General features: G+C 44.9%; 27 protein-coding genes. 12 read left to right on the top strand and 15 right to left on the bottom strand.

The features are described from left to right. The first annotated feature begins 146 nt into the window (after nucleotides 1-146). The gene (locus TW81_RS11445; RefSeq protein ID WP_045955845.1) at nucleotides 147-1,040 is read left to right on the top strand and encodes a cation diffusion facilitator family transporter; all 894 of its coding nucleotides are present in this window, start codon (nucleotides 147-149) and stop codon (nucleotides 1,038-1,040) included. A gap of 4 nt (nucleotides 1,041-1,044) precedes the next feature. On the opposite strand, the gene TW81_RS11450 is transcribed toward TW81_RS11445, so the two are convergent. From TW81_RS11450 to TW81_RS11495, 10 genes are all read right to left on the bottom strand, one after another. Next, on the bottom strand, nucleotides 1,045-1,398 hold the full coding sequence (locus tag TW81_RS11450) for a hypothetical protein (protein WP_045955846.1): 354 nt from the start codon (nucleotides 1,396-1,398) through the stop codon (nucleotides 1,045-1,047). A gap of 24 nt (nucleotides 1,399-1,422) precedes the next feature. Then, nucleotides 1,423-2,220, bottom strand: coding sequence for a PhzF family phenazine biosynthesis protein (locus tag TW81_RS11455; RefSeq protein WP_045955847.1), 798 nt, complete (start codon nucleotides 2,218-2,220; stop codon nucleotides 1,423-1,425). 257 nt (nucleotides 2,221-2,477) lie between these two features. Further along, on the bottom strand, nucleotides 2,478-2,831 hold the full coding sequence (gene rplT / locus TW81_RS11460) for a 50S ribosomal protein L20 (RefSeq protein WP_004401084.1): 354 nt from the start codon (nucleotides 2,829-2,831) through the stop codon (nucleotides 2,478-2,480). Between the two features lie 41 nt (nucleotides 2,832-2,872). Beyond that, on the bottom strand, nucleotides 2,873-3,067 hold the full coding sequence (rpmI, locus tag TW81_RS11465) for a 50S ribosomal protein L35 (protein ID WP_004411425.1): 195 nt from the start codon (nucleotides 3,065-3,067) through the stop codon (nucleotides 2,873-2,875). A 122-nt stretch (nucleotides 3,068-3,189) separates the two neighbouring features. Then, nucleotides 3,190-3,741 (bottom strand): translation initiation factor IF-3, encoded by a 552-nt coding sequence (infC, locus tag TW81_RS11470; protein ID WP_084715868.1) that lies wholly within the window; start codon nucleotides 3,739-3,741, stop codon nucleotides 3,190-3,192. 3 nt (nucleotides 3,742-3,744) lie between these two features. Next, nucleotides 3,745-5,673: a threonine--tRNA ligase gene (thrS, locus tag TW81_RS11475; protein ID WP_045955849.1), complete on the bottom strand. Its 1,929-nt coding sequence runs from the start codon at nucleotides 5,671-5,673 to the stop codon at nucleotides 3,745-3,747. A gap of 210 nt (nucleotides 5,674-5,883) precedes the next feature. After that, on the bottom strand, nucleotides 5,884-7,383 hold the full coding sequence (locus tag TW81_RS11480; RefSeq protein WP_045955850.1) for a bifunctional ADP-dependent NAD(P)H-hydrate dehydratase/NAD(P)H-hydrate epimerase: 1,500 nt from the start codon (nucleotides 7,381-7,383) through the stop codon (nucleotides 5,884-5,886). A 75-nt stretch (nucleotides 7,384-7,458) separates the two neighbouring features. Then, entirely contained in the window at nucleotides 7,459-7,896 is a 438-nt protein-coding gene (locus tag TW81_RS11485) for a PAS domain-containing protein (protein WP_045955851.1), read from the bottom strand. Then, nucleotides 7,896-8,900: a response regulator gene (locus TW81_RS11490; RefSeq protein WP_045955852.1), complete on the bottom strand. Its 1,005-nt coding sequence runs from the start codon at nucleotides 8,898-8,900 to the stop codon at nucleotides 7,896-7,898. The genes TW81_RS11485 and TW81_RS11490 overlap by 1 nt, the downstream gene beginning before the upstream one ends. Nucleotides 8,901-9,286: 386 nt before the next feature. Beyond that, the gene (locus TW81_RS11495; protein ID WP_045955853.1) at nucleotides 9,287-9,748 is read right to left on the bottom strand and encodes a TetR/AcrR family transcriptional regulator; all 462 of its coding nucleotides are present in this window, start codon (nucleotides 9,746-9,748) and stop codon (nucleotides 9,287-9,289) included. A 483-nt stretch (nucleotides 9,749-10,231) separates the two neighbouring features. On the opposite strand from TW81_RS11495, the gene TW81_RS11500 reads away from it, so the two are divergent. The 3 genes from TW81_RS11500 to TW81_RS11510 all read left to right on the top strand — a co-directional run bounded on the left by TW81_RS11500 (nucleotide 10,232) and on the right by TW81_RS11510 (nucleotide 12,074). Then, complete coding sequence (locus tag TW81_RS11500; protein WP_045955854.1) at nucleotides 10,232-10,525, top strand: YfcZ/YiiS family protein; 294 nt, start codon at nucleotides 10,232-10,234, stop codon at nucleotides 10,523-10,525. Nucleotides 10,526-10,651: 126 nt separating this feature from the next. Then, nucleotides 10,652-11,251 carry a hypothetical protein gene (locus TW81_RS11505; protein ID WP_045955855.1) on the top strand — a complete coding sequence of 200 codons (600 nt, stop codon included), beginning with the start codon at nucleotides 10,652-10,654 and terminating at the stop codon, nucleotides 11,249-11,251. Between the two features lie 274 nt (nucleotides 11,252-11,525). Then, nucleotides 11,526-12,074 (top strand): MSHA operon transcriptional regulator, encoded by a 549-nt coding sequence (locus TW81_RS11510; protein ID WP_045955856.1) that lies wholly within the window; start codon nucleotides 11,526-11,528, stop codon nucleotides 12,072-12,074. A 36-nt stretch (nucleotides 12,075-12,110) separates the two neighbouring features. Here the strand turns inward: TW81_RS11510 and TW81_RS11515 are convergent, their stop codons facing one another. Together TW81_RS11515 and TW81_RS11520 are read right to left on the bottom strand one after the other, a co-directional pair. After that, the gene (locus TW81_RS11515; protein WP_052706198.1) at nucleotides 12,111-12,887 is read right to left on the bottom strand and encodes a substrate-binding periplasmic protein; all 777 of its coding nucleotides are present in this window, start codon (nucleotides 12,885-12,887) and stop codon (nucleotides 12,111-12,113) included. 127 nt (nucleotides 12,888-13,014) lie between these two features. Further along, nucleotides 13,015-13,917 carry a DMT family transporter gene (locus TW81_RS11520; protein ID WP_045955857.1) on the bottom strand — a complete coding sequence of 301 codons (903 nt, stop codon included), beginning with the start codon at nucleotides 13,915-13,917 and terminating at the stop codon, nucleotides 13,015-13,017. A 98-nt stretch (nucleotides 13,918-14,015) separates the two neighbouring features. Between TW81_RS11520 and TW81_RS11525 the strand changes: the two genes are divergently transcribed. Together TW81_RS11525 and TW81_RS11530 are read left to right on the top strand one after the other, a co-directional pair. Then, nucleotides 14,016-15,434, top strand: a complete 1,419-nt coding sequence (locus tag TW81_RS11525; RefSeq protein WP_045955858.1) for an aminotransferase-like domain-containing protein — start codon at nucleotides 14,016-14,018, stop codon at nucleotides 15,432-15,434. A gap of 15 nt (nucleotides 15,435-15,449) precedes the next feature. Next, entirely contained in the window at nucleotides 15,450-16,001 is a 552-nt protein-coding gene (locus TW81_RS11530) for a DUF924 family protein (RefSeq protein ID WP_045955859.1), read from the top strand. A gap of 62 nt (nucleotides 16,002-16,063) precedes the next feature. Here TW81_RS11530 and hutZ read toward each other — a convergent pair whose 3' ends face one another. The 3 genes from hutZ to hutW are packed head-to-tail and all read right to left on the bottom strand — an operon-like array spanning nucleotide 16,064 to nucleotide 18,519. Beyond that, the gene (gene hutZ, locus TW81_RS11535) at nucleotides 16,064-16,594 is read right to left on the bottom strand and encodes a heme utilization protein HutZ (protein ID WP_045955860.1); all 531 of its coding nucleotides are present in this window, start codon (nucleotides 16,592-16,594) and stop codon (nucleotides 16,064-16,066) included. 39 nt (nucleotides 16,595-16,633) lie between these two features. Then, nucleotides 16,634-17,137: a heme utilization cystosolic carrier protein HutX gene (hutX, locus tag TW81_RS11540; protein WP_045955861.1), complete on the bottom strand. Its 504-nt coding sequence runs from the start codon at nucleotides 17,135-17,137 to the stop codon at nucleotides 16,634-16,636. Between the two features lie 11 nt (nucleotides 17,138-17,148). Continuing rightward, nucleotides 17,149-18,519, bottom strand: a complete 1,371-nt coding sequence (gene hutW, locus TW81_RS11545; RefSeq protein WP_045955862.1) for a heme anaerobic degradation radical SAM methyltransferase ChuW/HutW — start codon at nucleotides 18,517-18,519, stop codon at nucleotides 17,149-17,151. A 169-nt stretch (nucleotides 18,520-18,688) separates the two neighbouring features. Here hutW and TW81_RS11550 point away from each other — a divergent pair, with 169 nt between their 5' ends. From TW81_RS11550 to TW81_RS11575, 6 genes are read left to right on the top strand one after another with little or no spacing between them, the layout of a single operon-like run. Further along, nucleotides 18,689-19,414 (top strand): energy transducer TonB, encoded by a 726-nt coding sequence (locus tag TW81_RS11550; RefSeq protein ID WP_045955863.1) that lies wholly within the window; start codon nucleotides 18,689-18,691, stop codon nucleotides 19,412-19,414. Nucleotides 19,415-19,416: 2 nt separating this feature from the next. Further along, a complete protein-coding gene (locus TW81_RS11555; RefSeq protein ID WP_045955864.1) occupies nucleotides 19,417-20,121 on the top strand; it encodes a MotA/TolQ/ExbB proton channel family protein in 705 nt (234 codons plus the stop codon). Next, the gene (locus TW81_RS11560; protein WP_045955865.1) at nucleotides 20,118-20,531 is read left to right on the top strand and encodes an ExbD/TolR family protein; all 414 of its coding nucleotides are present in this window, start codon (nucleotides 20,118-20,120) and stop codon (nucleotides 20,529-20,531) included. The genes TW81_RS11555 and TW81_RS11560 overlap by 4 nt, the downstream gene beginning before the upstream one ends. Before the next feature lie 11 nt (nucleotides 20,532-20,542). Next, nucleotides 20,543-21,388 (top strand): heme/hemin ABC transporter substrate-binding protein, encoded by an 846-nt coding sequence (locus TW81_RS11565; RefSeq protein WP_045955866.1) that lies wholly within the window; start codon nucleotides 20,543-20,545, stop codon nucleotides 21,386-21,388. Nucleotides 21,389-21,399: 11 nt separating this feature from the next. Beyond that, on the top strand, nucleotides 21,400-22,437 hold the full coding sequence (locus TW81_RS11570) for a FecCD family ABC transporter permease (protein WP_045955867.1): 1,038 nt from the start codon (nucleotides 21,400-21,402) through the stop codon (nucleotides 22,435-22,437). Beyond that, nucleotides 22,437-23,219, top strand: coding sequence for a heme ABC transporter ATP-binding protein (locus tag TW81_RS11575; protein ID WP_045955868.1), 783 nt, complete (start codon nucleotides 22,437-22,439; stop codon nucleotides 23,217-23,219). Before TW81_RS11570 ends, TW81_RS11575 begins: the two co-directional genes overlap by 1 nt. The last annotated feature ends 24 nt before the right edge of the window (nucleotides 23,220-23,243 follow it).

The following is a 23,243-nucleotide window of genomic DNA, read 5'->3' on the forward strand; positions in this document are numbered from 1 at the left end:
GACACAAAAAATTCAGATTAACTAACTGAAAAATAACTAATTTACATTAGACCGCAATAATACGGCATACTAATTAGCCAGATAGTGTTTGTTAAATCCATCGATTTTGAGAACACTGGTAGGGTAAATTAATTAGAGATCGCATTATGTGTGCCCGAACAAGTTTAAACGAAAAACAAATCCTTACCTTCTCAGCGATGCTTGCATCAGGCTTTGCGGGTGCAGGACTTGTGCTTGGTTTACTTATGGGATCGCTGGTTATCGTTTTTGATGGAGTATATTCCTTAGTTAGCCTACTGTTAACTTTATTGTCACTGGCAGTTTCTCGCTTTATTCAACAACCATCAAAACGCCACTTTCCTTTTGGCAAAGCGGTATTAGAGCCTATCGTCATCGCCATAAAAGGCAGTGTTATTCTCACTATCGTTAGCTTCTCGCTTTACTCGGCCATTACAGCAATGTTCACCGGCGGTAGAGAAGTCGACGCGGGTATCGCCACTCTTTTTGGGGTTGTCAACGTGTTAGGTTGTGGCTATGCATGGTGGCATATCGCCAGTAAATCAAAACGTTTTTCTTCAGGTCTGATTGAGGCAGAAAGCAAGCAGTGGCAAATGGATACACTACTGAGCGTAGCAGTAACCTTAGGCTTCATTAGTGCTTGGCTGGTGTCTGTCTCACCATTTGCAGAGTACGCGGTCTACGCTGACCCTATGATGATGATCTTAATGTCGTTCTACTTTATCAAAGTACCGTTTGACATGTTTATCGGCGCTATTCGCGAATTGTTGATGATGAAGCCAGACGAAGCTATTTGTAATGTTGTTGACAAAGAAGTATCGGCAATCGACAGACAAGTATCTCAACATCTGAAAGTGGCGGCTGTCACCAAAGTAGGAAGAGAACTACGTGTCAATCTAGATGTCCATTCAGCTGGTCAGCAAGTTGAGGTTGCCGAGTTAGATAAAACTCGGCGCGTACTAAAAGACAAACTGTCCAAACTTTCATTAGACTTGAACTTAACCATGAATATCGCGAGCTAGCAAACTAGGCAATAAACTGCAAATACAAACAAGCTAGAAAGGCGGGTATACCAGCTAGAAACAACACAAACCCGTCTTGATAATTTTGTCGGCTGGTTTCTTGCTCGTCTTTTTTGAAATCGTGATCACTTACCATCTTATAAACACTGTCTGTTTTGGCGTCATCATAGCACGTTGTTTTGCTGTGCCTTCCACCATCCCACATTAGTTTCGCCAAGCCCCATATAATGAAGACAACCACAAATAGAAAATCGATCAATCTGGTCGTTTGAAACCATTCAACATATTGCGACAATCCTAGAACCAACGCTGACGCAACGAGGTTAATAAGTAGCACTTTCTTAAACAACTCAAGCACTTTTCTATCCTTCTTAGCGTTCTATTACAAATGCATTTGCCCACAAATGACAGTGTGAGCTGTACCGCTCAACTTTACCCGCTCACCGTCAATCTGAATACTAATATGACCACCGCGAGCAGAGGCTTGGTAGGCATGGAACTGGTTTTTACCTAACACCTTTTGCCAATACACAGCCAACGCGCAATGTGCAGAGCCTGTCACCGGATCTTCATTGACACCGACCCATGGAGCAAAGTAGCGTGAGACAAAATCCACGTTGCTATTGTCACTTAAAGCGGTAACCACTACACCACGACCTTCTAGCCGTTTCATCGCGTCAAAATTAGGGGATAGTTTATTAACAACCTCAGCGGAACATACCGATATCAGTACTTTTGTGTCAAACAGAGCCACTGATAATATTTGTTCAGATTTCAAGCCCAAGGCCTCTATCAACGTAGGGTCAGCCGTTTCACTAGCGATAAGCTTCGCAACTGGGAAATCCAGTTCAATAAGATTCCCTTTGAATTGGGCAGTGAGTGGACCAGAGAGCGTGTTAAAAGTGATGCAATCCCCATCTTCAACCTTACCTTTTTGCTTGAGAATATGGGCGACAGCCAAGGTTCCATGTCCGCACAGTACCACCTCGATTTTGGGTGTAAACCAGCGTAGCCGCATATCGCTAAGAGTGAGAAATGCGGTTTCCGACACCGCCATCTCTCCAGCAATTGCAAACATTGTCTCTTCTGGTAACGGATGTTCGGTTATACATACCCCAGCGGGATTGCCTCGAAATGGCCCTGAGGCAAACGAATCAACTTGATAGATCTCTACGTTCATCATTAACTCCTTCTGCAGACTACAGACTAAGAGCACCCGAAGCGTCGTTCGAGCGACTGCAGCTAAACATCGTCTGTGATGTACCTATTCGGCTTTGATGCGTAATCGTACACAATCAAGCGCTTAAGCAACAGGGCGTTTAGCAACGGGGAGATAACTTAATAAAAAAGCCCTAAAAATAGGAATATGAAGGATTTTCAGATACAAAAAAGGAGAGCCGAAGCTCTCCTTTTCTTAATCCTAAAAACTTACTCTAATTAAAGAGCAGCTTTCGCTTTTTCAACTAGAACTGCAAATGCAGCTTTGTCGAATACCGCGATGTCCGCAAGGATCTTACGGTCGATCTCGATAGATGCTTTCTTAAGACCGTTGATGAAACGGCTGTAAGATAGACCATTTTGACGAGATGCAGCGTTGATACGTGCAATCCATAGTTGACGGAATTGACGTTTCTTGTTGCGACGGTCACGGTAAGCGTATTGACCAGCTTTAGTAACTGCTTGGAAAGCTACGCGGTAAACACGTGAACGTGCACCGTAGTAACCTTTAGCTTGTTTTAGAACTTTCTTATGACGTGCACGAGCTTGTACACCACGTTTTACGCGAGGCATTATGCTTCTCCTAAACTAAACGATTAATAAACTAAAAAGAATTATGCGTATGGTAGCATACGAGCAACTGCAGCCACTTCACACTTAGGAAGGATTGCATTTGGACGTAGCTGACGCTTGTTCTTAGTAGTACGCTTAGTCAGGATGTGACGTTTAGTAGCGTGCTTAAACTTAATACCACCAGCAGTTTTCTTAAAACGCTTAGCAGCACCTTTGTTGGTTTTCATCTTAGGCATGATGAATAACTCCGCATTGTTGAGTTGTATAAACAATAGTAATTAGGGCGAATAAAACCCTACCGCTTCGGCCTTTTTGCAAAGGAAATACGGCAGAGTTTCATTACTTGTAAAGCCGTTAATTACTTCTTCTTAGGGGCAAGAACCATGATCATCTGACGGCCTTCGATACGATTTGGGAAAGATTCCACTACAGCAAGTTCTGCAGTGTCTTCTTTCAAGCGTTTAAGAACGTCAACACCGATGTCTTGGTGTGCCATTTCTCGGCCACGGAAGCGAATTGTTACCTTCACTTTGTTGCCGTCTTCAAGGAAACGCGTCAGGTTGCGTAGTTTTACCTGATAGTCTCCAATATCAGTTCCAGGGCGGAATTTTACTTCCTTAATCTGAACCTGTTTTTGCTTTTTCTTCTGCTCTTTAGCAGACTTGCTCTTCTCAAAGAGGAATTTACCGTAGTCCATTACACGACATACTGGTGGCTCAGCATTTGGGCTGATCTCTACTAGATCCATGCCTGCTTCTTCAGCTGCTGCTACCGCTTCTTGAATAGAAACAACACCAACTGATTCACCATCAGCGCCAGTTAATCGAACTTCACGAACGCCACGAATTTCACCGTTTAAACGATGAGCATTTTGTTTGGCCGGTACTTGGCCGCGTCTTCCGCCTTTAATAGTTTATTCCTCCAGATTGAGCTTACGGCTTGAAATCTCGTCTTGGATGTATGAAATAAAGTCATCCACTTTAAACTTGCCGAGATCTTTGCCTTTACGCGTACGTACTGCAATTTCGCCAGCTTCCATCTCTTGGTCGCCACAAACAAGCATAAACGGTACACGCTTCAAAGTGTGTTCGCGGATTTTAAAGCCAATCTTCTCATTTCTCAAGTCCGCTTTAGCTCTAATTCCACATTTTTGTAGTTTTTGTGCCACTTCCTGAACATAATCCGACTGCTTGTCGGTAATATTCATGATTACAGCCTGTTCTGGCGATAACCATGTTGGGAAGAAGCCATAGTATTCTTCAATCAAAATACCGATGAATCGTTCAAGTGAACCTAAGATCGCACGGTGAATCATAACTGGCACTTGGCGCTCGTTATTTTCATCCACATAAGTTGCACCTAAACGGCCTGGCAAGTTGAAATCTAGCTGCACAGTACCACATTGCCATGCACGGTCTAGACAATCGTGAAGTGTAAACTCGATCTTAGGACCGTAGAATGCTCCTTCACCCTCTTGAATTTCATATAGAATATCCATTGCTTCAAGAGATTGCTTAAGTGCTTCTTCAGATTGATCCCAAATCTCATCTGAGCCAACTCGCTTCTCTGGACGAGTTGATAGCTTCACGACAATGTTGTCGAAACCAAATGTTTGGTACGTATCGTAAACCATTTTAATACAAGAAGTCACTTCTTCTTGAATTTGGCTTTCTGTACAGAAGATGTGTGCATCATCTTGAGTAAAGCCACGAACACGCATAATTCCGTGTAGTGCACCCGATGGTTCGTTACGGTGACATGAACCAAACTCAGCCATACGTAACGGTAGGTCGCGGTACGACTTCAGACCTTGGTTAAAAATCTGCACGTGACCCGGACAGTTCATTGGCTTAATCGCGTATTCACGGTTCTCAGAAGAAGTTGTGAACATGGCATCTGCGTATTTGTCCCAGTGACCCGAACGTTCCCAAAGCACACGGTCCATCATTAGTGGACCTTTTACTTCTTGGTAACCGTACTCATCTAGCTTAGTTCGGATGAATACTTCTAGATCACGGAAGATAGACCAACCATTGTGATGCCAGAACACCATACCTGGCGCTTCTTGCTGCATGTGGAACAAGTCTAGCTGCTTACCGATTTTACGGTGGTCACGCTTCGCGGCTTCTTCAAGGCGAGTTAAATGCGCTTTAAGCGCTTTCTTGTCGTGGAAAGCTGTACCATAGATACGTTGCAGCATCTTGTTGTCACTGTTACCACGCCAGTAAGCACCCGCTACATTAAGTAACGTAAAGTGCTGACAAAAACCCATATGTGGTACGTGTGGACCACGACACATATCGATGTATTCTTCATGATGGTAAAGACCCGGACGATCATCACGAGATACGTTCTCGTCTAGGATTTCCATCTTGTATGTTTCACCGCGAGCTTCGAATGCATCGCGTGCTTCCTGCCAGCTAACCTTTTTCTTGATAACTTGGTATTTGGTCTTAGCTAGGTCTTTCATACGCTTTTCGATCTTTTCTAGATCTTCTTGCGTTAGAGAGTGTTCTAAGTCGATATCGTAGTAAAAACCACTATCGATAGTCGGACCAATCGCCATTTTCGCTTCAGGGAAAAGCTGCTTGATCGCATGACCAAGAAGGTGAGCACATGAGTGGCGAACGATTTCTAGACCATCTACTTCATCTTTTACCGTGATGATTTCTAAGCTAGCATCTTGTTCGATAAGATCACAGGCATCAACACGATTTCCATCAACACGTCCAGCAATGGTTGCTTTTGCAAGACCAGGGCCGATAGATTGCGCGACATCAAGAGTAGAAACTGGGTTGTCAAATTGACGCTGACTGCCGTCAGGAAGAGTGATAATAGGCATTAAACTGTCCTTACAGTGGTGTTGCACACCAAGCAACACATGCAATTTAAAACGTGTCTTCAATATGAATTTGAGAATTAAAGACGAGTGTCCTTGTCCTTTTGTGCGCAAATACGGATGCACAATTCAGGAAAGAACGCGTATTGTAACGGATCAGCGCGAAATAACAATCGAAGTCACAGAATTGATTGAGAAAAGTTTAAAATGTACTCAGCTTAACCAGCTATTAATCACTTTACGGGCTTGTTCAGCCACCTCGCTGGCTAAAATGCCGATCTGACCGACTTGTTGGGCGATTTGATCGGCAGCAACACTGTGGATTAATACACCAAATTTAGCCGCATCAGGTAATGACATGCCTTGGGCAATTAATGCAGCAATAATACCAGTGAGCACATCTCCCATTCCCCCCGTCGCCATTGCAGGGCTGCCAGCTTGGCAAACATAGATATCTTGGCCATCATACACTAAGGTACCGGCCCCTTTTAACACAACGACGCCAGCGTATTTTTTATGCAAGTCTATTACGGCTTTAAAGCGGTCTTGCTCAACCTCACGTGTCGTACATGCCAATAGCCGCGCAGCTTCCCCTGGGTGAGGTGTGATAATTCTTAGCGCATCATGTTGAGGTTGTAGAGCCAATAAATTGAGACCATCAGCGTCCACCGCTTTAGGGAGTTGGCAGTTTGTCACCTGTTGATATAAAACTTGAGCCCAAGTATCTGTTCCAAGCCCGGGGCCAATTGCAATGACGTCAGCAAAGGCTAACGCTTGTTGCAGAGCTTCGTCTTCCTCTACCCATGCCTGCGTCATAACTTCTGGACACGCTACTTGAAGAGGCAATGCAGAGCTTGAGTGACATAAGGTTCGAACCAGCCCCGCACCACTTTTGACACTAGCGCTGGCGCAGAGGCGAATTGCGCCCGCATAGCCCTTATTGCCCCCAAGGCAGAGTATTCGACCATTATCTCCTTTATGCGCGGTTGCCCGACGTGTAGGCAGTGCGGCTTTAAACTGGCTAGGATTAATAAACTGACTGCTGGCTTTAGCTATTCGCTGAAATTCCTTTTCGATCCCAAGACCGGCAAAATGAAGGTCTCCTACCACCGCCCTTGCTTGACCTGTCGTTAGCCCCTGTTTAACGCCAATAAAAGTCACAGTATGTAGAGCAACGACAACATCACCCAAAACATCTCCTGTCTCAGAGCTCAGTCCAGAAGGCGTATCTATCGCTACGACTGGCAAATGAGTGTCATTTATCTGTTTAATAATGCGTTGCAGCGGTTTTCGAACCTCTCCAGTGAGCCCTGTCCCTAATAAACCATCAATAATGACGTCGGCTTCCAGTTGTTGGCAATTCAGCATCTCTAGAGGGCGAATCACTCCACCACTAGCGAGCCACTCTTGTTTGGCTGTTTGCGCGTCACCAGAAATTTTTGACTCATCACCATAGACATATGTCGCTACTTTCAAGCCATCCTGTTTGGCAAGTTTCGCTACTACAAAGCCGTCGCCTCCGTTGTTACCTGTTCCAGCTAAAATTAAGATTCTCTTTGCGTTAGGGTATTGCTGCTTAACCACGCCATATACGGCGTCTCCAGCGCGCAACATTAGTGTATACATCTCAACACCAGCACACTTGGCGGCTTGTAATTCACCCAATTTGACTTGTTGTCCGGTATAGAGCGATAACGGAAGTTCAGGTTTCATAGTTTAATGAGCAATCAGTGAGATAAGATAAGAGTAGACAACAACGCCAAGGAACACCTCGGCGTTGACTGGATATTATGGTTGTTTAGACACTAAAGCTTCCGCAGTTGCGTCCTGTATTGATAGGAACAAGGAGCGAATTTCACCTGTTGGAGTACGCATAGGATTCAAGGTGATATTCTGATACATAAAATCCGCTTGCTGCGTCACGGGACGAACATTACGACATTTAAAAAGATAAGGACGTTGCTGCCATGTGATGAAACTACGACACCCTAAATCATAGACTGGCTTTGTTTTTAACTTAAACCAATCTTTTGGAATTTCAGGAAACAACTCAAACAAAGACTTACCAATCGCGTCGTGCGCCTGTATGCCACTGTGGTGAGTCATGAAACCATTCCAGACTTGGACATTATGATCGCTATCAAGAACCACCAAGCCCAATTCAACGTTTTGCACCATATCCACCATCCAGTGGAACTGCTCAAATTCAGCAGGAAGAGATAACATTAAAAGTCCTCCATTAGGTACGAAAGTTTGTTATCAAGAAGTGGTAACGACTCATCAACAAACATAAACAACAAATCACAACGAATAGACGTGCCATCAATGGTGTAACTGACTTCGAATGTCATGGTTTTACTGAAAGAACCCGTCGTTGAGGAAATCACTGAGTCAATCGATATGTGTTGCCCGAGCAAAACCGGAGAGCTTTGGAAAAAGCGTACTTCGGCCTGCTCACCCAAGCCATTTAAGAAGGAACCCACAAGGATATTAGACACATCCATTAACAGCTCAAGTTCTTCAAGCTCTTCACTATCAGCGGGCACTTTCATCAATTTTTTCAGGTCGCTGACACTCGAATCACTGAGCAATACCAAGGCTTCACCTGCGATCCCTTCCCCGCTAAACCCTTGACAGACACCAGAAACCTGATCATTTTCTGCGAGGTCGCGTAGCGCCATATGTAGCTCGCTGACCTCAAAAATATTCACATTAGGTAGGGGTAAATGAACAAATACGTCAAAGTGCCTTGCCAGAGCATCAGCCGCGCGGCCAATCGAAACGTTGGCCACTTCCATATAGATGTCACGACGACGTAAGATAGGCAACTCAATGGAAACCGGAGTGACAATTCGTGGCTGAGTTACAGGCTCAACTAACTCTTTAAGCACCTTGTTGAGCGCTTCTTTGTCAATTGGCTTCTGAATAAACGCTTTCGCGCCGAGAGCCATGACTCGTTCTTTAGCTTTAGGTTGAATATCGCCAGAAACGACCACAACAGGCACGTCAAATGCGCGCTTACCCATTTCCTCCAACGTACCAAAACCATCCAGTTCCGGCATAGTTAAATCCAAGAACATCAGCTTGAATTCGTTTTGTGCTAACTGTTCTAGTGCATCCAAACCGTGAACAGCAAAGTTGATATCAGCATTAAGCGAAGCAGGCAGTGAGCGAGCCATTTGTTTTCTCGCCAAAGCGGAGTCATCGCATATAAGTACCGGAAAAGACATGCGTACACCTACTCCTATCTATTATTTGTTTCTTTATTGAGTGTAACAAAAACAGTGGAGTACCGGGGACAACAGCGACACGTAAATTGATTAAAGTGATTTGTCTCACCTTGATATGCATATGTGTTGACTGGAACTTCCACCCTTATTGTTAGGTAAAGTATTGAGTCGTATACAGTGTGCGTCAAGAAAGTTGTGTGATTCGCTGTGCGGATTCACTGAATAAACAATTGCAGCCTGGCTGTTTAGAGCGATTATTCGCCTATAAATTAGCAAATGTAGATTAAGAGCGTAGTCAGAAAAATGGGATAGAAACTAAATAATTGTCGAGAGGTAACCAAGGGTGAGAGCAGCAAGCCTTCCAAAGAAGGCTTACTACGTTAACTTTATTGAGTCATACGAATCAGTGATTTACCAATCAACCACTCAAGCTCTTTCGCGCTACCTTGGCCTAATTTTTCTTCACATACCGTGTATAAACGTTGGACAGCATTGCTTGCAAACTCATGCGAGTTTTGCGATGTCACAATGTGGTGGAACATCAAGCGAAGAATGGCGCGAAACTCGTCATTATCTAACGCCGAAACCCAGCTAGATGAAAATTCGCTAACGCCTTTGTCAAACTCAATATGTTCAACAAACATTGTAAAAATACGACCATCGAGCGCAGCGGTAAAATCTGTTTTCTTAGGAAAATGATGACTAATTCCCGTTCTGGATACTCCAGTTTGTTGGCTCAATGTTGTGTACGACATTTTGTCGTAACCTAATCGCAATAGCTGGTCAACTACCGCATCCATAATTTTCTGAATGGTGATCTCGGTATCTTCTTTACTACGCTTTGGCATGGTTAGGTTCTTCTCTCTGTATATCCGTCTGCAATTATTGACATCCCCAGGCACTTACTTGAGATTTACGCCGCATGTCAGACATCACCGAAAAGGATTCCACCCGATTAAACCATACGGCTCATCTAATTGTAGTGAGGTGCAAGCTAATTTTCACAAAAAACACCATTGATGGATTTTATGAAACCCAGGGAATTTATCTTTTTGTTTATATAATAATGACGGCCGATAATCTTACAAAATCTTGATGCTTACAACTAATTGGATAAGATTCTGACATAATACCTACACGCATTTTCGTATTTTATTGACTCACATCACACTTAAATGTGAATAATTATCATGTCATATAACGGTAATAAATCTCTATAGCCAATCAATCATGCTGCGACTTCGAGTCAAAATAGCACACCGTTTTTTTATAGATTCCCTGCCAATTACTGGTTAATATAGCCTTACTATTTGTAAGAGGATTTAATTGAGATGAGCACCGAACCAGAACAAGTTTGTGAAGCCTGCGGCTGCGCAGGAGAAATCGGCTTCATCATTAAAGAAGGTGATGATGTTGCAGAGGTTTCAATCTTTGCAGCAGGTAAGACACTACTCGAAGCTGAATTAAACAAATACATTGAAATGGCGAAACAAGTATGCGCCAACGTCGAATATGAAATCTCTCCAGTCACTGAAGATTCAACAGAGCTTACCGCTCGCTTTAAGTTTGAAGTTAGCGCCGAGAAACTCATCTTTGAACTGAAAAGTCGCTCTTTAGCGCGATAACCTGCGTCTTTTCCTAGGCTAAAAACGGGCGATTCAGCCCGTTTCTCTTTCTCTACACATTAATATTATTGATCTATTTGAAGCGAGATTTATTATTAAGTATTAGCTGTCTCTACATCGAAGACTATGTTACGCCTTTTTTTTACCATTTTATTGCTTGTAGGCTCAACCAACGCACACAGCGCTGCGCTTGATCCCTTTCGTATTCTCAATCATCTCGATAATTATGGGAACTTAGATCTTCGTAACAAGCCCTATACCGAACTTCCAAGTGGGCTTGTCATCAAGGGTAATCTCAATATAGCTAAAACCTCAATCAAATCCTTACCTCAAGACTTAGATATACAAGGCAGCCTCACCGCAACCAACTGTGGCCTAAGTAAGATAAATAAAGGAGTTCAAATCAAGGGCTACGCAAATCTGTTAGGCTCGCAAATCCAACGCTGGCCTTCTGGTATTAAAGTAGGCGGCTACATCAATCTGACAGATACACCACTCAATTCACTTCCTCCACGACTACGAGTCAAAGGCGATCTCAGTGTGATTAGAACGCCTCTAGAAACCTTACCAGAAGGACTCATCGTCGAGGGCAACCTATATATTGGAGGTTCTAACATTAGTGAATTTCCTGACACTATGACAGTGAATGGCAATATCTTCCTCGGAGGAAACCGTATTTCTAAGTGGCCGACCAATTTAACCTTAGGTGGTGCCGTCGCGCCCTAAGCATTTAACTTAACCCTGGCTGGGTAAGCGATTCACTTTGTTACTAATTGACACAGCTTTGACTGGTCATATCTCGCACAGCAATCTGTTATCATGTATAATCTAACGCTAAAGTAAGCCGCCACAAGTTAACTTCAGCATACGCTGGATGACGATAGCCTAGTAATTATCTCTATCCTAACCAGTGGCGAACCCGTACTAGCATTGTCAAAGGTGTCTTAATTGTCACCTTTTCTCGTCGTTAGATTGATAGACGTTTAATAGTGTGCATATTATGGAACAAGATAAATTCACCAATATTTATCGATTGCCGACAGCTATACAAATACGCATAGGTAAGTGGCAGCAGACGTTCAACGGTACTTCTGATCTTGTCATGCATAAAGCAATCGAAGTTCGAAATCAGCAATACAAAAAGCCTAACTTTTTTCCGTCGGGTTGGAGCGTCCAGCTGTTCGATAAAAATGATATTTCGATCACCAATCATGGTAAATACATCCAAACGGCGATGCGTACGATGATGAATCGCAAGGTCTCCTATAAACGGATCTACTTGTCTCGATTACCTTTGGAAGTCGCCCAACCGGGTATGATTGCGTTCAAGGAAGAGTGGATAGCGAAACACAATCGGATCGCTAGAAAATACAACCAGATTAAGAAAAAAGAGTTTACCCGTTATGCGATGGAAGAAGCCGAAACGCTCTACCCTTCTATCCCTAAAAACGAGTTTGACGCCCAGCTCTGGAACCGTTTGGTGGTCAAAGAGCTTGGCAACCCTAACAAATACGACAACCCTTACTTTGTCAAAAAGGCCGTTGTATAAATGCAAGGACAGCCACAGCGCTGTCCTTTTTTATTACTAGTATTTGTCGAGAATTTCTTGGTATCGACTATTACCTGACTCACCTTGCATCTTAAGCAGTTCTAACCCACGCTGCAGTTTATCAACAACCGATTTATCCGTATCTCGATTCACAGCAAAATAAACATCGCCTTCTTTAACCACGTATACAGGCTCGAACAATTCTGGATCGACGCCTGCCTGACGAGCCCACCAATACGCTGCGCGCTCTGCATAAACCAACAAATCGATGCGTTTTTTCATTAGTTGTTCAGCCAATACAGACACAGAAATCGCTTCCTGCATGGCATCTCTAGGAATACCCAGTTCAATCAAGCTCTGTTCCCCGATATCATCTTTGATGACACCGATTCGATACGACGCCATATCTAACGGGTTTTCAATTTTAATATTGGCGTCTTTTCTAGCTAATAACACAACTTTGATATCGACAATAGGCCCAACCCATTGAAAAAGGCTTTCTCTGAGCTCAGAACGGGTGGTCGAAAACAGTATCGAATTTTCATGGGTTAACACAGTGCGATATGACCTTGCCCACGGTTGCAGTGTGATTTGCGAGAGTGCTATCGGCTCACCGACCAACGCACTTGCCTCGGTTAAAATGTCCACTGAGTAACCGGTTATCTTATCGCCTTGCATATAATTCGCTGGCGGGTACGCCTCGGTATAAAATGAAACTTGGCGTAAATCGTCCACGCTGCCGTATGCAAGGGGGGATAACAGCCAGACCAAACTCGCAATCAAAATATGATGAATAGCATGACTATGATTCACAACACTTTCCCTCCGTGAGCCACCTCACATTAAACTTAGCTCACAGATGAAGAGTTCAACAGCACACAGGTAAATTTTTCCTCGGCTTCGTGCAAGATATAGCTGTCGAAATGTTAAATCACGATCGCTAGAGCGCTTCAGTTTTGGCTAACTTCTTTGACGTACCGAAGCTTGGCGCCTTGGCAACTAGGTATACTGCAACCGCGGCACACATAAAACCGAACACACCCAAACTATCAAAAGATTCACCAAACATAATCCATGCTTGAATCGCTGTCGTTGGCGGTACGAGATAGAAAACAGAGGCAACACTAGATGAAGCACCATGTTCAACCATGTACAGTAGCAGCAGTATCGCAATACAAGACAACACGACCACAAGCCAAATCATTGTAAAAACAAACGGGTAACTCCAATCTATGTGCATGGTTTCAAAGCTCAACGCGTAAGGAATAAACATCAATCCTGCCGCAAAATACTGAACGGTCGCACTGCCAACCATATCGACACCTTGGCAGAATTTTTTCTGGTACAAGGTTCCTAAGGTAATACCCAACAACGATATCAAGCAAAGTGTCACCGCCGCAGTTTTATGGGCTTCGTCTTGCCAATCGACTTTGCCCATCAAAACCAAACTAATTCCGACAAAACCAAGCAATAGACCGAGCCATTGAGAGGCTTTGAACGAGTGGCCCACCATCGAAACCAGCAGCAACGCCGTTAAAATGGGTTGTAACCCAACCAAAAGTGAACTCAATCCAGCAGGCATGCCAAGATCGATAGCAATATAAGTCCCACCTAGATAGAAACCATGGATCAACATTCCCACGATAGCACTATGAAGCATCGCTTTACCGGTAGGAAGTTTACGGCGTAAAACCACAATCAAAACGAGGAACAAAGCCACATTCGATACCATGCGCAACGCGAGTAGAGTTGCTGGCTCAGCATATTGCAAACCAAACCTTGCGCCGACAAAGCCAGACGCCCACAGCACGACAAAAACAAATGGGATAAGTCTAACTAACATGAATATTCCTCTGGATCTTTTCTCTATTATCAGGCTACTTTAATAGGTACAGAAAAAGCTTAAAGGCACAGATTTGAGTTATTTATTGGGTACAGTTTATGAATGCAAGCAATAAGTATCTGATGGTTGAGCATCACATTAAGCAGCGTATTGACTCTGGGATGCTCGCTGACAATGAGAAGCTCCCTTCAATTCGCTCGTTGAGTCAGCGTCTTACCGTCAGTAAGAATACTGTCATTCGCGCCTATCAAGAGCTTGAAGCCCAAGGTGTGATTTATACCGTGCCCAAATCTGGCTACCGTGTTTGCCCCAACACCTTGTCTAGCACGCTGACTCAGTCGCCAAGCAATGTTGATTTACTTTCCGTGTGCAAAGAAATATTGACCTACTCCCCAGAAAAAGAATTGTTGGCGACAGGTTCCGCACATCCAAATATCGACACTCCTGCGATTCGAAGCCTGTATGCAGAGATTGGTCGTCACAGCCGCAGACAAAGCCAAACACCAAGTCATTATCAATTACCACCGGGAAACCAACAACTGCTTAAGCACTTGAGTAAAATCAGTCAGGATTTGGGGGTTAAGGTCGCAACGAATGAAATTGCCATCACTCATGGAGCGCAGCAAGCCATCAGTTTAGCATTGCGGGCATTAACCACAGTAGGAGACATCATTGCTGTAGAATCGCCTTGTTACTTTGGCAATCTATTGTTGATGGAGTCATTGGGGCTGCAAGTGATCGAGGTACCCAGTTGTCCGCGAACTGGGCTCGATATTGATTCGTTGCAAGAAGCGATTAACCAATGGGACGTCAAAGTTATCTTAGTTACCCCCAACTTTACCAATCCTACTGGTGCGCGAATGCCACTTGAGAAGCGACTCGCCCTACTTGATGTCAGTGGCTCAATTCCCATAATTGAGGATGATGTGTTTGGCGCACTCGCCTTTGATGAAGGGATCGCGCCACTCAAGTCACTTGATAATAGAGATCGAGTCATCTACGTCAATTCGCTTTCAAAAATGCTCGATTCACGCTTGCGTATTGGTTGGATCTTGGCTGGTCGATATCAACCACAAATCGAAAAATTTCTGGTCTGCGATAATATGGGAAGTTTAAATTTGATGCAGTCTGCCGTGGCTGATTTTCTCAGCTCAGGAAAATATCGCCAGCATGTATATAAAATGCGTCGTTTTTATCAAAACAATACCCGTTTGTTGCTGCAAGAATTGAGTAACGCCTTCGATCAATACCCAAGTTTGAAACACAAATACAAAGCCATATTGCCACAAGGTTCCTTTTTACTCTGGCTTAGCCTACCGGAAGGGTTGGATAGCCATAACCTTTATCAACAGACGAAACATATAGGGATTAGTATCTTGCCGGGTACCATTTTCGACACCTCAGGACAATATGAGAACTGTGTGCGTTTTAGTTGCTCAAACTTTACATCCAATCCGGAATGGCGAATCGGAGTTGAAAAGCTCGCCTCTGTTATCCATCATCAATTAACCCACTAAGAGCATGGAACGATTATGAATACTCTACCCAGCTCAACAGATGTTCTCGATTTTTGGTTTAATGAATTGGACGCCAAAGACTGGTTTATGGGCAGTCCAGAACTCGACGTTCAAATAGACTCTCGGTTTGGCGCTTTGCTCACGCGTGCGTCTCAAAGTGAACTGTTTACGTGGCGAGGCAGCGCAGATGGACGCTTAGCAGAAGTTATCGTGCTCGACCAGTTTTCGCGTAATATCTACCGAGGTACGCCCAACGCATTTGCTCAAGATCCACTCGCTCTCGCCCTAGCGCAAGAAGCGATAGCACAAGGGCTAGACAAAGCACTGCCCATAGAACAACGTGCTTTTCTTTATATGCCATTTATGCATAGCGAATCCGCGCTAATTCATCAACAGGCCATTGAGCTCTTTAGCACACCCGGCATGGAGAACAACTACCAGTTCGAACTCAAACACAAACTTATTATCGACCGCTTTGGACGTTATCCACATCGGAATCAAATTCTGGGTCGACAAAGTAGCGAGGAAGAAATTGAGTTTCTCACTCAACCGGACTCAAGCTTTTAACCAACTGGGGCATAGATATGAGCAACGATCATAGGAGCCTTATTGGCTCCTATTGTGATTGGCTAGGCGTTCGACGCCTTTTTGTGCCCTTCTTGTAGATGCACAAAGTCAACTAGGTCATCTCCAGATACTTGATAGGCTTGACCAAAACCTTTAACAAACAAGCCTTTGTCAGCTTTTAGGTTGAATAGCACGAAGTCTTGCAGTTGACTCAAGCCATCAATGATTTCGCCAAAACGTTGTTGCATTTGCGCAATGACCTGAGTCCATTGAGCGCTGTCACGTTCCACCACAGACGCAACTGCATCGAAAGTTAAGCGCTTACGGGCAAACAACTGTTTCGAACTTTCTTCATCTTCAATCATCATGATCGAAACATTCGGATTAACCTGCAGATTCCGTGCGTGACGTGCAATTTCTGAGATCAACACAAAATAGCCATCTTGGTTCTGTACATAAGGGGCATAACTGACATTAGGGCGACCATTCTCATCCACAGTGGCGAGTTGCAACGTGCGGCGCTGTTGACGGAATTCTTTAATCTCTGGCCCTAATCGCCCTTGTAAGCGTTCTTGTTTCACTTGTTGTTCCATGTTGAGCTCCTAAACTTACTTTTCTAATTCTAGTGGTGATTATTTTTTGAATTCTTGCTGCCATTGTTTGAATGTTGCGACTTGAGACTCGATCAATGCGCGCTTTTCATTACGGCCTAAATACACTTTAAAAATATTGTTTCCCGCTTCACAAAAGAAGCCAAAGTAGTGACTTTCTCTGCCCATGAAGGGCTTACTCACTAAAGCGACGTGCTTGATGTTCTCTAACTTCAAATGCCCGTGAAGCTCACCGTCACGCCCCATCAAGTTGTAGTAGCCACGTGCCACTTTTCCTTTTGGAAACGGGGCTTTTACTTCAAAAATCGAACCAAATGAATGCACAATTGTCGTGACTGGGCCGAAACCCACCAAGCTTTCCATGATTGGCAATGCTTGCTCGCCATCGACAATCGCGATCATCTCTTCTGGCAACGACGAAACAGCTTCAAACTCCGAAATATCGAGTTTTTCTGCTATCGCCGCAGGAAGAAGGGTTGGTTCCTGTTCAATAAGTTGCGCGACCTTTTGTTTTAGTGTTTGCATAATAGTTCCATTTACATCGCGACGGGTTCGAGCGCGATTTGTTCTTGATAAGTAGACTGTAGTACTTGAATACATGCTTGAGCGAGACTGACTGCCCAAAACTGCCCTGCCATGGTTAATGAAAAGTAATCACCTTGAACCTGCAGCAGGCCTTTTTCTTGCCAATGGTTAAATAGAGGCAATAAATAGTCATATGATGAGCAAGCACCGAACTCTGGCATCATCGCACGTGAAACAACACCGCGATCAAAACCGGCTTTTAATGCCGCAAATATCGGTTCGAGAGCATGCTGCTTGGTCATCATTGCCACCACACTGTCGCCCGACTTTATTGCGTTCATATACGTATCCAAGGTGCGGTGATTCATCATGCTGTAGCCACCAATATTGCCTCCAGCACCGCAGCCGATGGGCAACACTTGGGCGTAAGTTTTGGCTAACGAGTTGTATTGGCTACGTTCTCGGTTATCTCTCGCCCAGTGGTTAACACTTAATTGGCGCATATGATGCTTTTGCATAAATCGCGAACCTAACTCATACATTGAGGCTTTATCTGGCGTTGTTGCAGGCGAGGGTATTCTGCCTTTCTCGACCAAATTTAACATCGGTGCGTTTGCCCCAACCACCAGTTGGTATAAATCAATGCCATGCGCACCTGTTGACAGATAGTCCGCTAAATCCTGTTCGAAAATGTCGATAGTTTGATAAGGCAAGCCATACAGTAGATCGAGAATGATTGGCGCTTGCTCAGTTGCGCTCAAGGCGGTGATGCGTTCCAACACAGTTTCTCTGTCGTCTAACCGTTTTGCGCTACGTCTTACTTGAGTGTTAAAACTCTGGATGCCAAATGAAAATCGATTAAATCCACCTTCTAAAGCGCGCTGAAACATTTCGTCACTGAAGCGATTGATTCTGCCTTCTAAGGTGATCTCACAATCGGCGGTGAGTGGAAAATAGTGGCGAATTGCCTTACCTAGTGCCTCGATTTGCTGAGCAGATAGATCTGTTGGTGTTCCTCCACCAACGTAGACCGCATGAAACGTACCCGCCTGCGTCCATTGCATCCAAGCTTTGTGCTTAATCTCAAGCATCAACGCTTCAAAGTAATCATCAACCAACTGACGACTTGCCGCATTTTGGAAAAAGTTACAAAACGTACACCTAACGCGGCAAAAAGGAACATGGATGTATAGACAGCGTTTATGACTCTTCTCTCCATCAGCAGCAAATAATTGCTTTAATGCGCGCTCTTTTTCATCAACGGCTAATGGTTTCAGCCTTACTCCAGCGTGAGGAGAAGATTTGCGTGCAAAGGCAAAGCGTAACGGATCGGGGGTTTTGACCGCCAAAATGGATTCATCAAATTTATCAATACTAAGCATTTCATACTTCTCTTAACGCTTGTCACAACGAGCTTCACGTTAAAAACAACATTCACTGCAACAGATCATAAATTGACGCTAATGATAATGCAATTGATAATTGATCTTATTTGCATTTTAAGTAATACTGCCGCTGTCTGGACATTATCTTGCTAGTTGGAGAATCTGAGTGAACATAAAACGATACACAATGGCTGCTAGCCTATCTCTAGCTATCCACACTGGATTCGTTTTTATCGCACAAGAACCCAAAGCATTTGCCATGCCTGCTGGAACGCAATCGCACACGGTATCGATCAATTTCAAAGCGGTTACGCCACCAACAAAACCTGAAGTTACAGCGACCAAACCCACTGCGGAGCCAATTGAAAAAGCGCTCACAACAACCCAAGACCAAAAGACGTCGCAAAAGCCCACGCCTGTAGAGCGCAAGATCGCACACAAAAAACCAGCTCCAGAGAAAAAAACTGCCAAACAAATGCCAAAAACCAAGACAGCGCCTTCCCCTGAGCAGACGATAAACAAACAACCTGTTCGACCAAATGACCAAAAGCGCGAAGCCGAACAAAACAAACCACAGACTCAAGTCGTCAACCAAGGTGCTAGCGCTCAACCAGTATTAATTACCAAACCTTCATTTGTGACGCGCCCAACTGCACCGAAATACCCTCGCTTGGCAAGAAAGCGGGGCGTTGAAGGCGTCGCACTGTACGAAATATGGCTAGATGAGCAAGGTAACCAAATCAAACAAGTTTTAATTACCTCGTCAGGCGCAGAGATGCTCGATCATTCCGCCCTCGTCGCCATCAAAAAGTGGCGTTTTTCTCCTCATTCAGTCGATGGGCAAAAAATGGCTCACCGCGTACAAATCCCAGTTCGTTTTAAGTTGGATTAAAAATGGAACAACTACAGCAAATACAACAGCAATTAGGCCTGATGACATGGCCTTTGATTATCTGCTCTGCGCTGACATTAATGATTATTGCCGAGCGATTATTTCAAGTAATGATCAGCCTAGGGGTTGGAAAACGCACCATACGTGCGGAGCTTAAAAAAATCACCCCAACCGACAGCCAACAGATTGAATCGTTGGCGTTAAAGCTGTCACCGCGCCGTCCACTGTTATACAAGGGCGTCGCAATGTTGCTCGCTCATCACTCATTCGCCAAGTCGCTACGTGAAGATGCGGCGGGGATGTGGCTCCAGGAAAAACGTCACCAACTGAACTCGGGGCTTAGGTTGCTGACCCTGATTGGCGTACTCAGCCCTTTAATCGGGCTACTTGGCACCGTACTCGGCTTAATAGAGATGTTCAAAGGTGTCGCCGCATCAAGCGGAAATATTACTCCGAATGATCTCGCGGATGGACTTGGTTTGGCCATGCGAACGACGGCGGCAGGGCTACTGATCGCATTACCTGCAATCGCGGGCGCGCAACTTTTAGGTTTATGGGCAGATAAAGTAGTAGCCAAGCTCGAACATACGCTGAACTACGTCAACTTATGGTTAGAAGGGATCAGCCTGCAGCACGTATCCCCAGATGAATCCTTAACTCAGCACGCGACAGCATCTTTGCACTCGTCGCTAGAGAACGCCTCATGATCAAGGCGAAAAACGACGATGTTCGATACGGGCTAACACCAGATCTTACGCCCTTGCTCGACATTATTTTTATTGTCATGGTGTTTCTAATGCTGACAGCCGCAGTCAAGCTCGAATCACTTGAGGTTGATTTACCGACCACAGATTCACCAACGGTGTCCCAAGTGGACACTCAATCTTTGTCCGTCAACATCCTTAAGCAAGAACCTCACTGGGCAATTGAGGGGAAACAATACATCGACTGGGAGAACTTCACCCTTGCATTGCTAGAAGAGTACAAAACCAATAACAAACCTATCGTGATAGGGGCAGACAAAGACGCCGAAGTTCAACACTTAGTTAAGCTGCTCGCCTTTTTACAACAAAACGGTATCCAAGCGACACAACTGCTCACGGAAGAAACCAAATAATCGAGTTCAATATGTTCAAAAAACCATTAGTCAAAACTATGACCACGTTAGCCTTCTCTTTGCTTGCCATGACCTCATACGCTGAGGAACGAATAGTAAGTGCTGGCAGTGCAGTCACCGAGTTACTGATAGCACTTAACCAGCAAGATAAGCTGGTTGCCGTCGACGTCACGAGTCAACTGCCTGACACAATGACCCTACCCAAAATAGGCTATCACCGACGCTTATCTGCTGAAGGTTTACTGGCCCTTGCACCCAACCGCTTGATTGGCTCGGATGAAATGGGGCCAGAAACAGCACTCAGCCAACTCCGTAGTGCTGATATCGAGGTCAATATCGTCAACACTAAGCCTACACCGCAAGGTTTGCTAGAGCGAATTGACGAGATCGCAACACTCACCAACGCTAGCCAGCAAGCTGAAGAGCTCAAACAGCAAGTCAAGCAACAGCTCGCCAGTTTAGCGCACAACAAGGCGCAGCATAATTCAGCGAAAAAAGTGATGTTCCTACTCATTCATGAAGGTAGACCAGCCAACGTAGCGGGAAGCGACACTACGCCCAATGCCATCATCGAATTAGCAGGGGGAATCAATCCTGCTGCCAAGCAGCTCAGTGCCTATAAGCCACTTTCAGCCGAAGCTATGGTCGAAATGCAGCCAGACATAATTTTAGTCAGTGGTCGTAGCTATAGAAAACTGGGTGGTGCAGAACAAATACTCAACAAAATGCCGATGCTCGCCGCAACGCCAGCGGGTCAAAATAAACAATTTATTGCCATTGATGGTCACGCACTGGTGGGTGGACTGGGTCTAAAAAGCCTGCAAGAAGCCGAGCGTCTAAGTCAACTTTTAAAATAACGAATACAGCCATGCTATTACGCAAATTTCCACTCCCTACGCTATTGATTCTTTTTGCTGCCGCTTTGGTGGTGACGGCAATCAGCTCAGTCACCGTTGGACCAATGGATATCAGTTTTTCAGACAGTGTACAGAGCTTGTTGTTGCAATCGGATCAGCTCGCCCCTCACGTCAATTTAGTTATTCATGAGATCCGTTTCCCACGCACAGTCTTGTGCATGCTTGTGGGCGCGATACTGGCTGTGTGTGGCACGGTAATGCAAGGGTTGTTTCGCAACCCGCTAGCTGAGCCGGGAATTATTGGGGTTTCAGCCGGTGCGGCATTAGGCGCAGCACTAGCCATTGTCCTATTCGCCGATCTGAGTGAACAGTTCCCCCAATTTATGAACTTAGCGGCACTGCCATTGTTCGCTTTTCTCGGCGGGGCGCTGACAACGGTGCTGGTCTACAAACTCGGTACCAGTAAAATGGGCACATCGGTGACAATCATGCTATTGGCTGGCGTAGCAATAAGCGCGCTGTCAGGTGCAGGAATTGGCTATATGAATTTCATCGCCGACGATCAGATGCTGCGCGACTTATCTCTATGGTCAATGGGTTCGTTAGCGGCGGCCAATTGGATGAGCATAACGCTGTGCGCCTTTACCCTCATGGTGTTGATGCTCATCTTTAATCGCAAAGCGATGTCATTGAACGCGTTGCTCTTGGGCGAAGCTGAAGCTAGCCACCTTGGTATCCCAGTACAAAAGCTTAAACGTCAGTTGATACTATTAACAGCCGTTGGTGTGGGAGTCACGGTCAGTGTCTCAGGCATGATTGGCTTTATTGGCTTAGTGATTCCGCATTTAGGTCGAATGCTATCGGGGCCGGATCATCGAACTCTGCTGCCTATTTCTGCCGTCATGGGTGCATTGCTTCTGACCTTCGCTGATATGTTTTCACGTATTGCCGCTGCGCCTGCAGAGCTTCCTGTCGGCATTGTTACGGCCTTGATTGGCGCGCCATTTTTCATTTACCTACTCTTCCAACAAAAAGGAAAAATCATCTGATGAGTAATGTGGTTTTATCAGGTAAACATATTTCCATGACGTTTGGGTCGCGCAAAATATTGGATGACATTAACCTTGATATTCGTGCTGGTGAGGTCACCACTCTATTGGGGCCAAATGGCGCTGGAAAAAGTACGCTACTCAAGCTGCTAAGTGGTGAAATAGCCTCTCGCTGCGACATCCGCTACTTTGATTCACCTCTCGACGAGTGGAAGCCGAGTGAACTGGCTAAACATATCGCTATGCTGCCACAACACAGCACCTTAAGCTTTCCCTTTTTGGCCCACGAAGTCGTCCAGCTCGGTGCCATTCCCTTAAATGTCCCCAACAAAGTCGCTCAGCAGTTGGCAGACAAATATATGCAAATGACCGATGTGGCTCATTTGCGTGAGCGCCTTTACCCTTCACTATCAGGCGGAGAGAAACAGCGCCTTCACTTCGCACGCGTGCTGGTACAACTTGACCAAGCAAAAAACAAAAAGATCCTTATGCTGGATGAGCCGACATCAGCCTTAGATCTCGCCCACCAGCACAACAGTTTAAAAATCGCCCGTCATCTCGCCGACGAACACAACACAGCAGTCATCATAGTGCTGCATGATTTGAATCTGGCGGCTCAATACTCAGATCGCGTGGTGATGCTCCACAATGGAAAACTCGTTTGTGACGCTACACCTTGGAAAGCGCTAAAACCCGAACTCATCAAACATGTCTATGGCTATGAATCTATCGTAGCTGCGCATCCAACATTAGGGTTCCCTCTTATTTATCCAGCGGCTTAAACCAGTTAGAAGGGTCAGTTAACC

This window comes from Vibrio galatheae, from assembly GCF_000967545.1.
In the GTDB taxonomy this organism is placed as follows: Bacteria; Pseudomonadota; Gammaproteobacteria; order Enterobacterales; family Vibrionaceae; genus Vibrio; species Vibrio galatheae.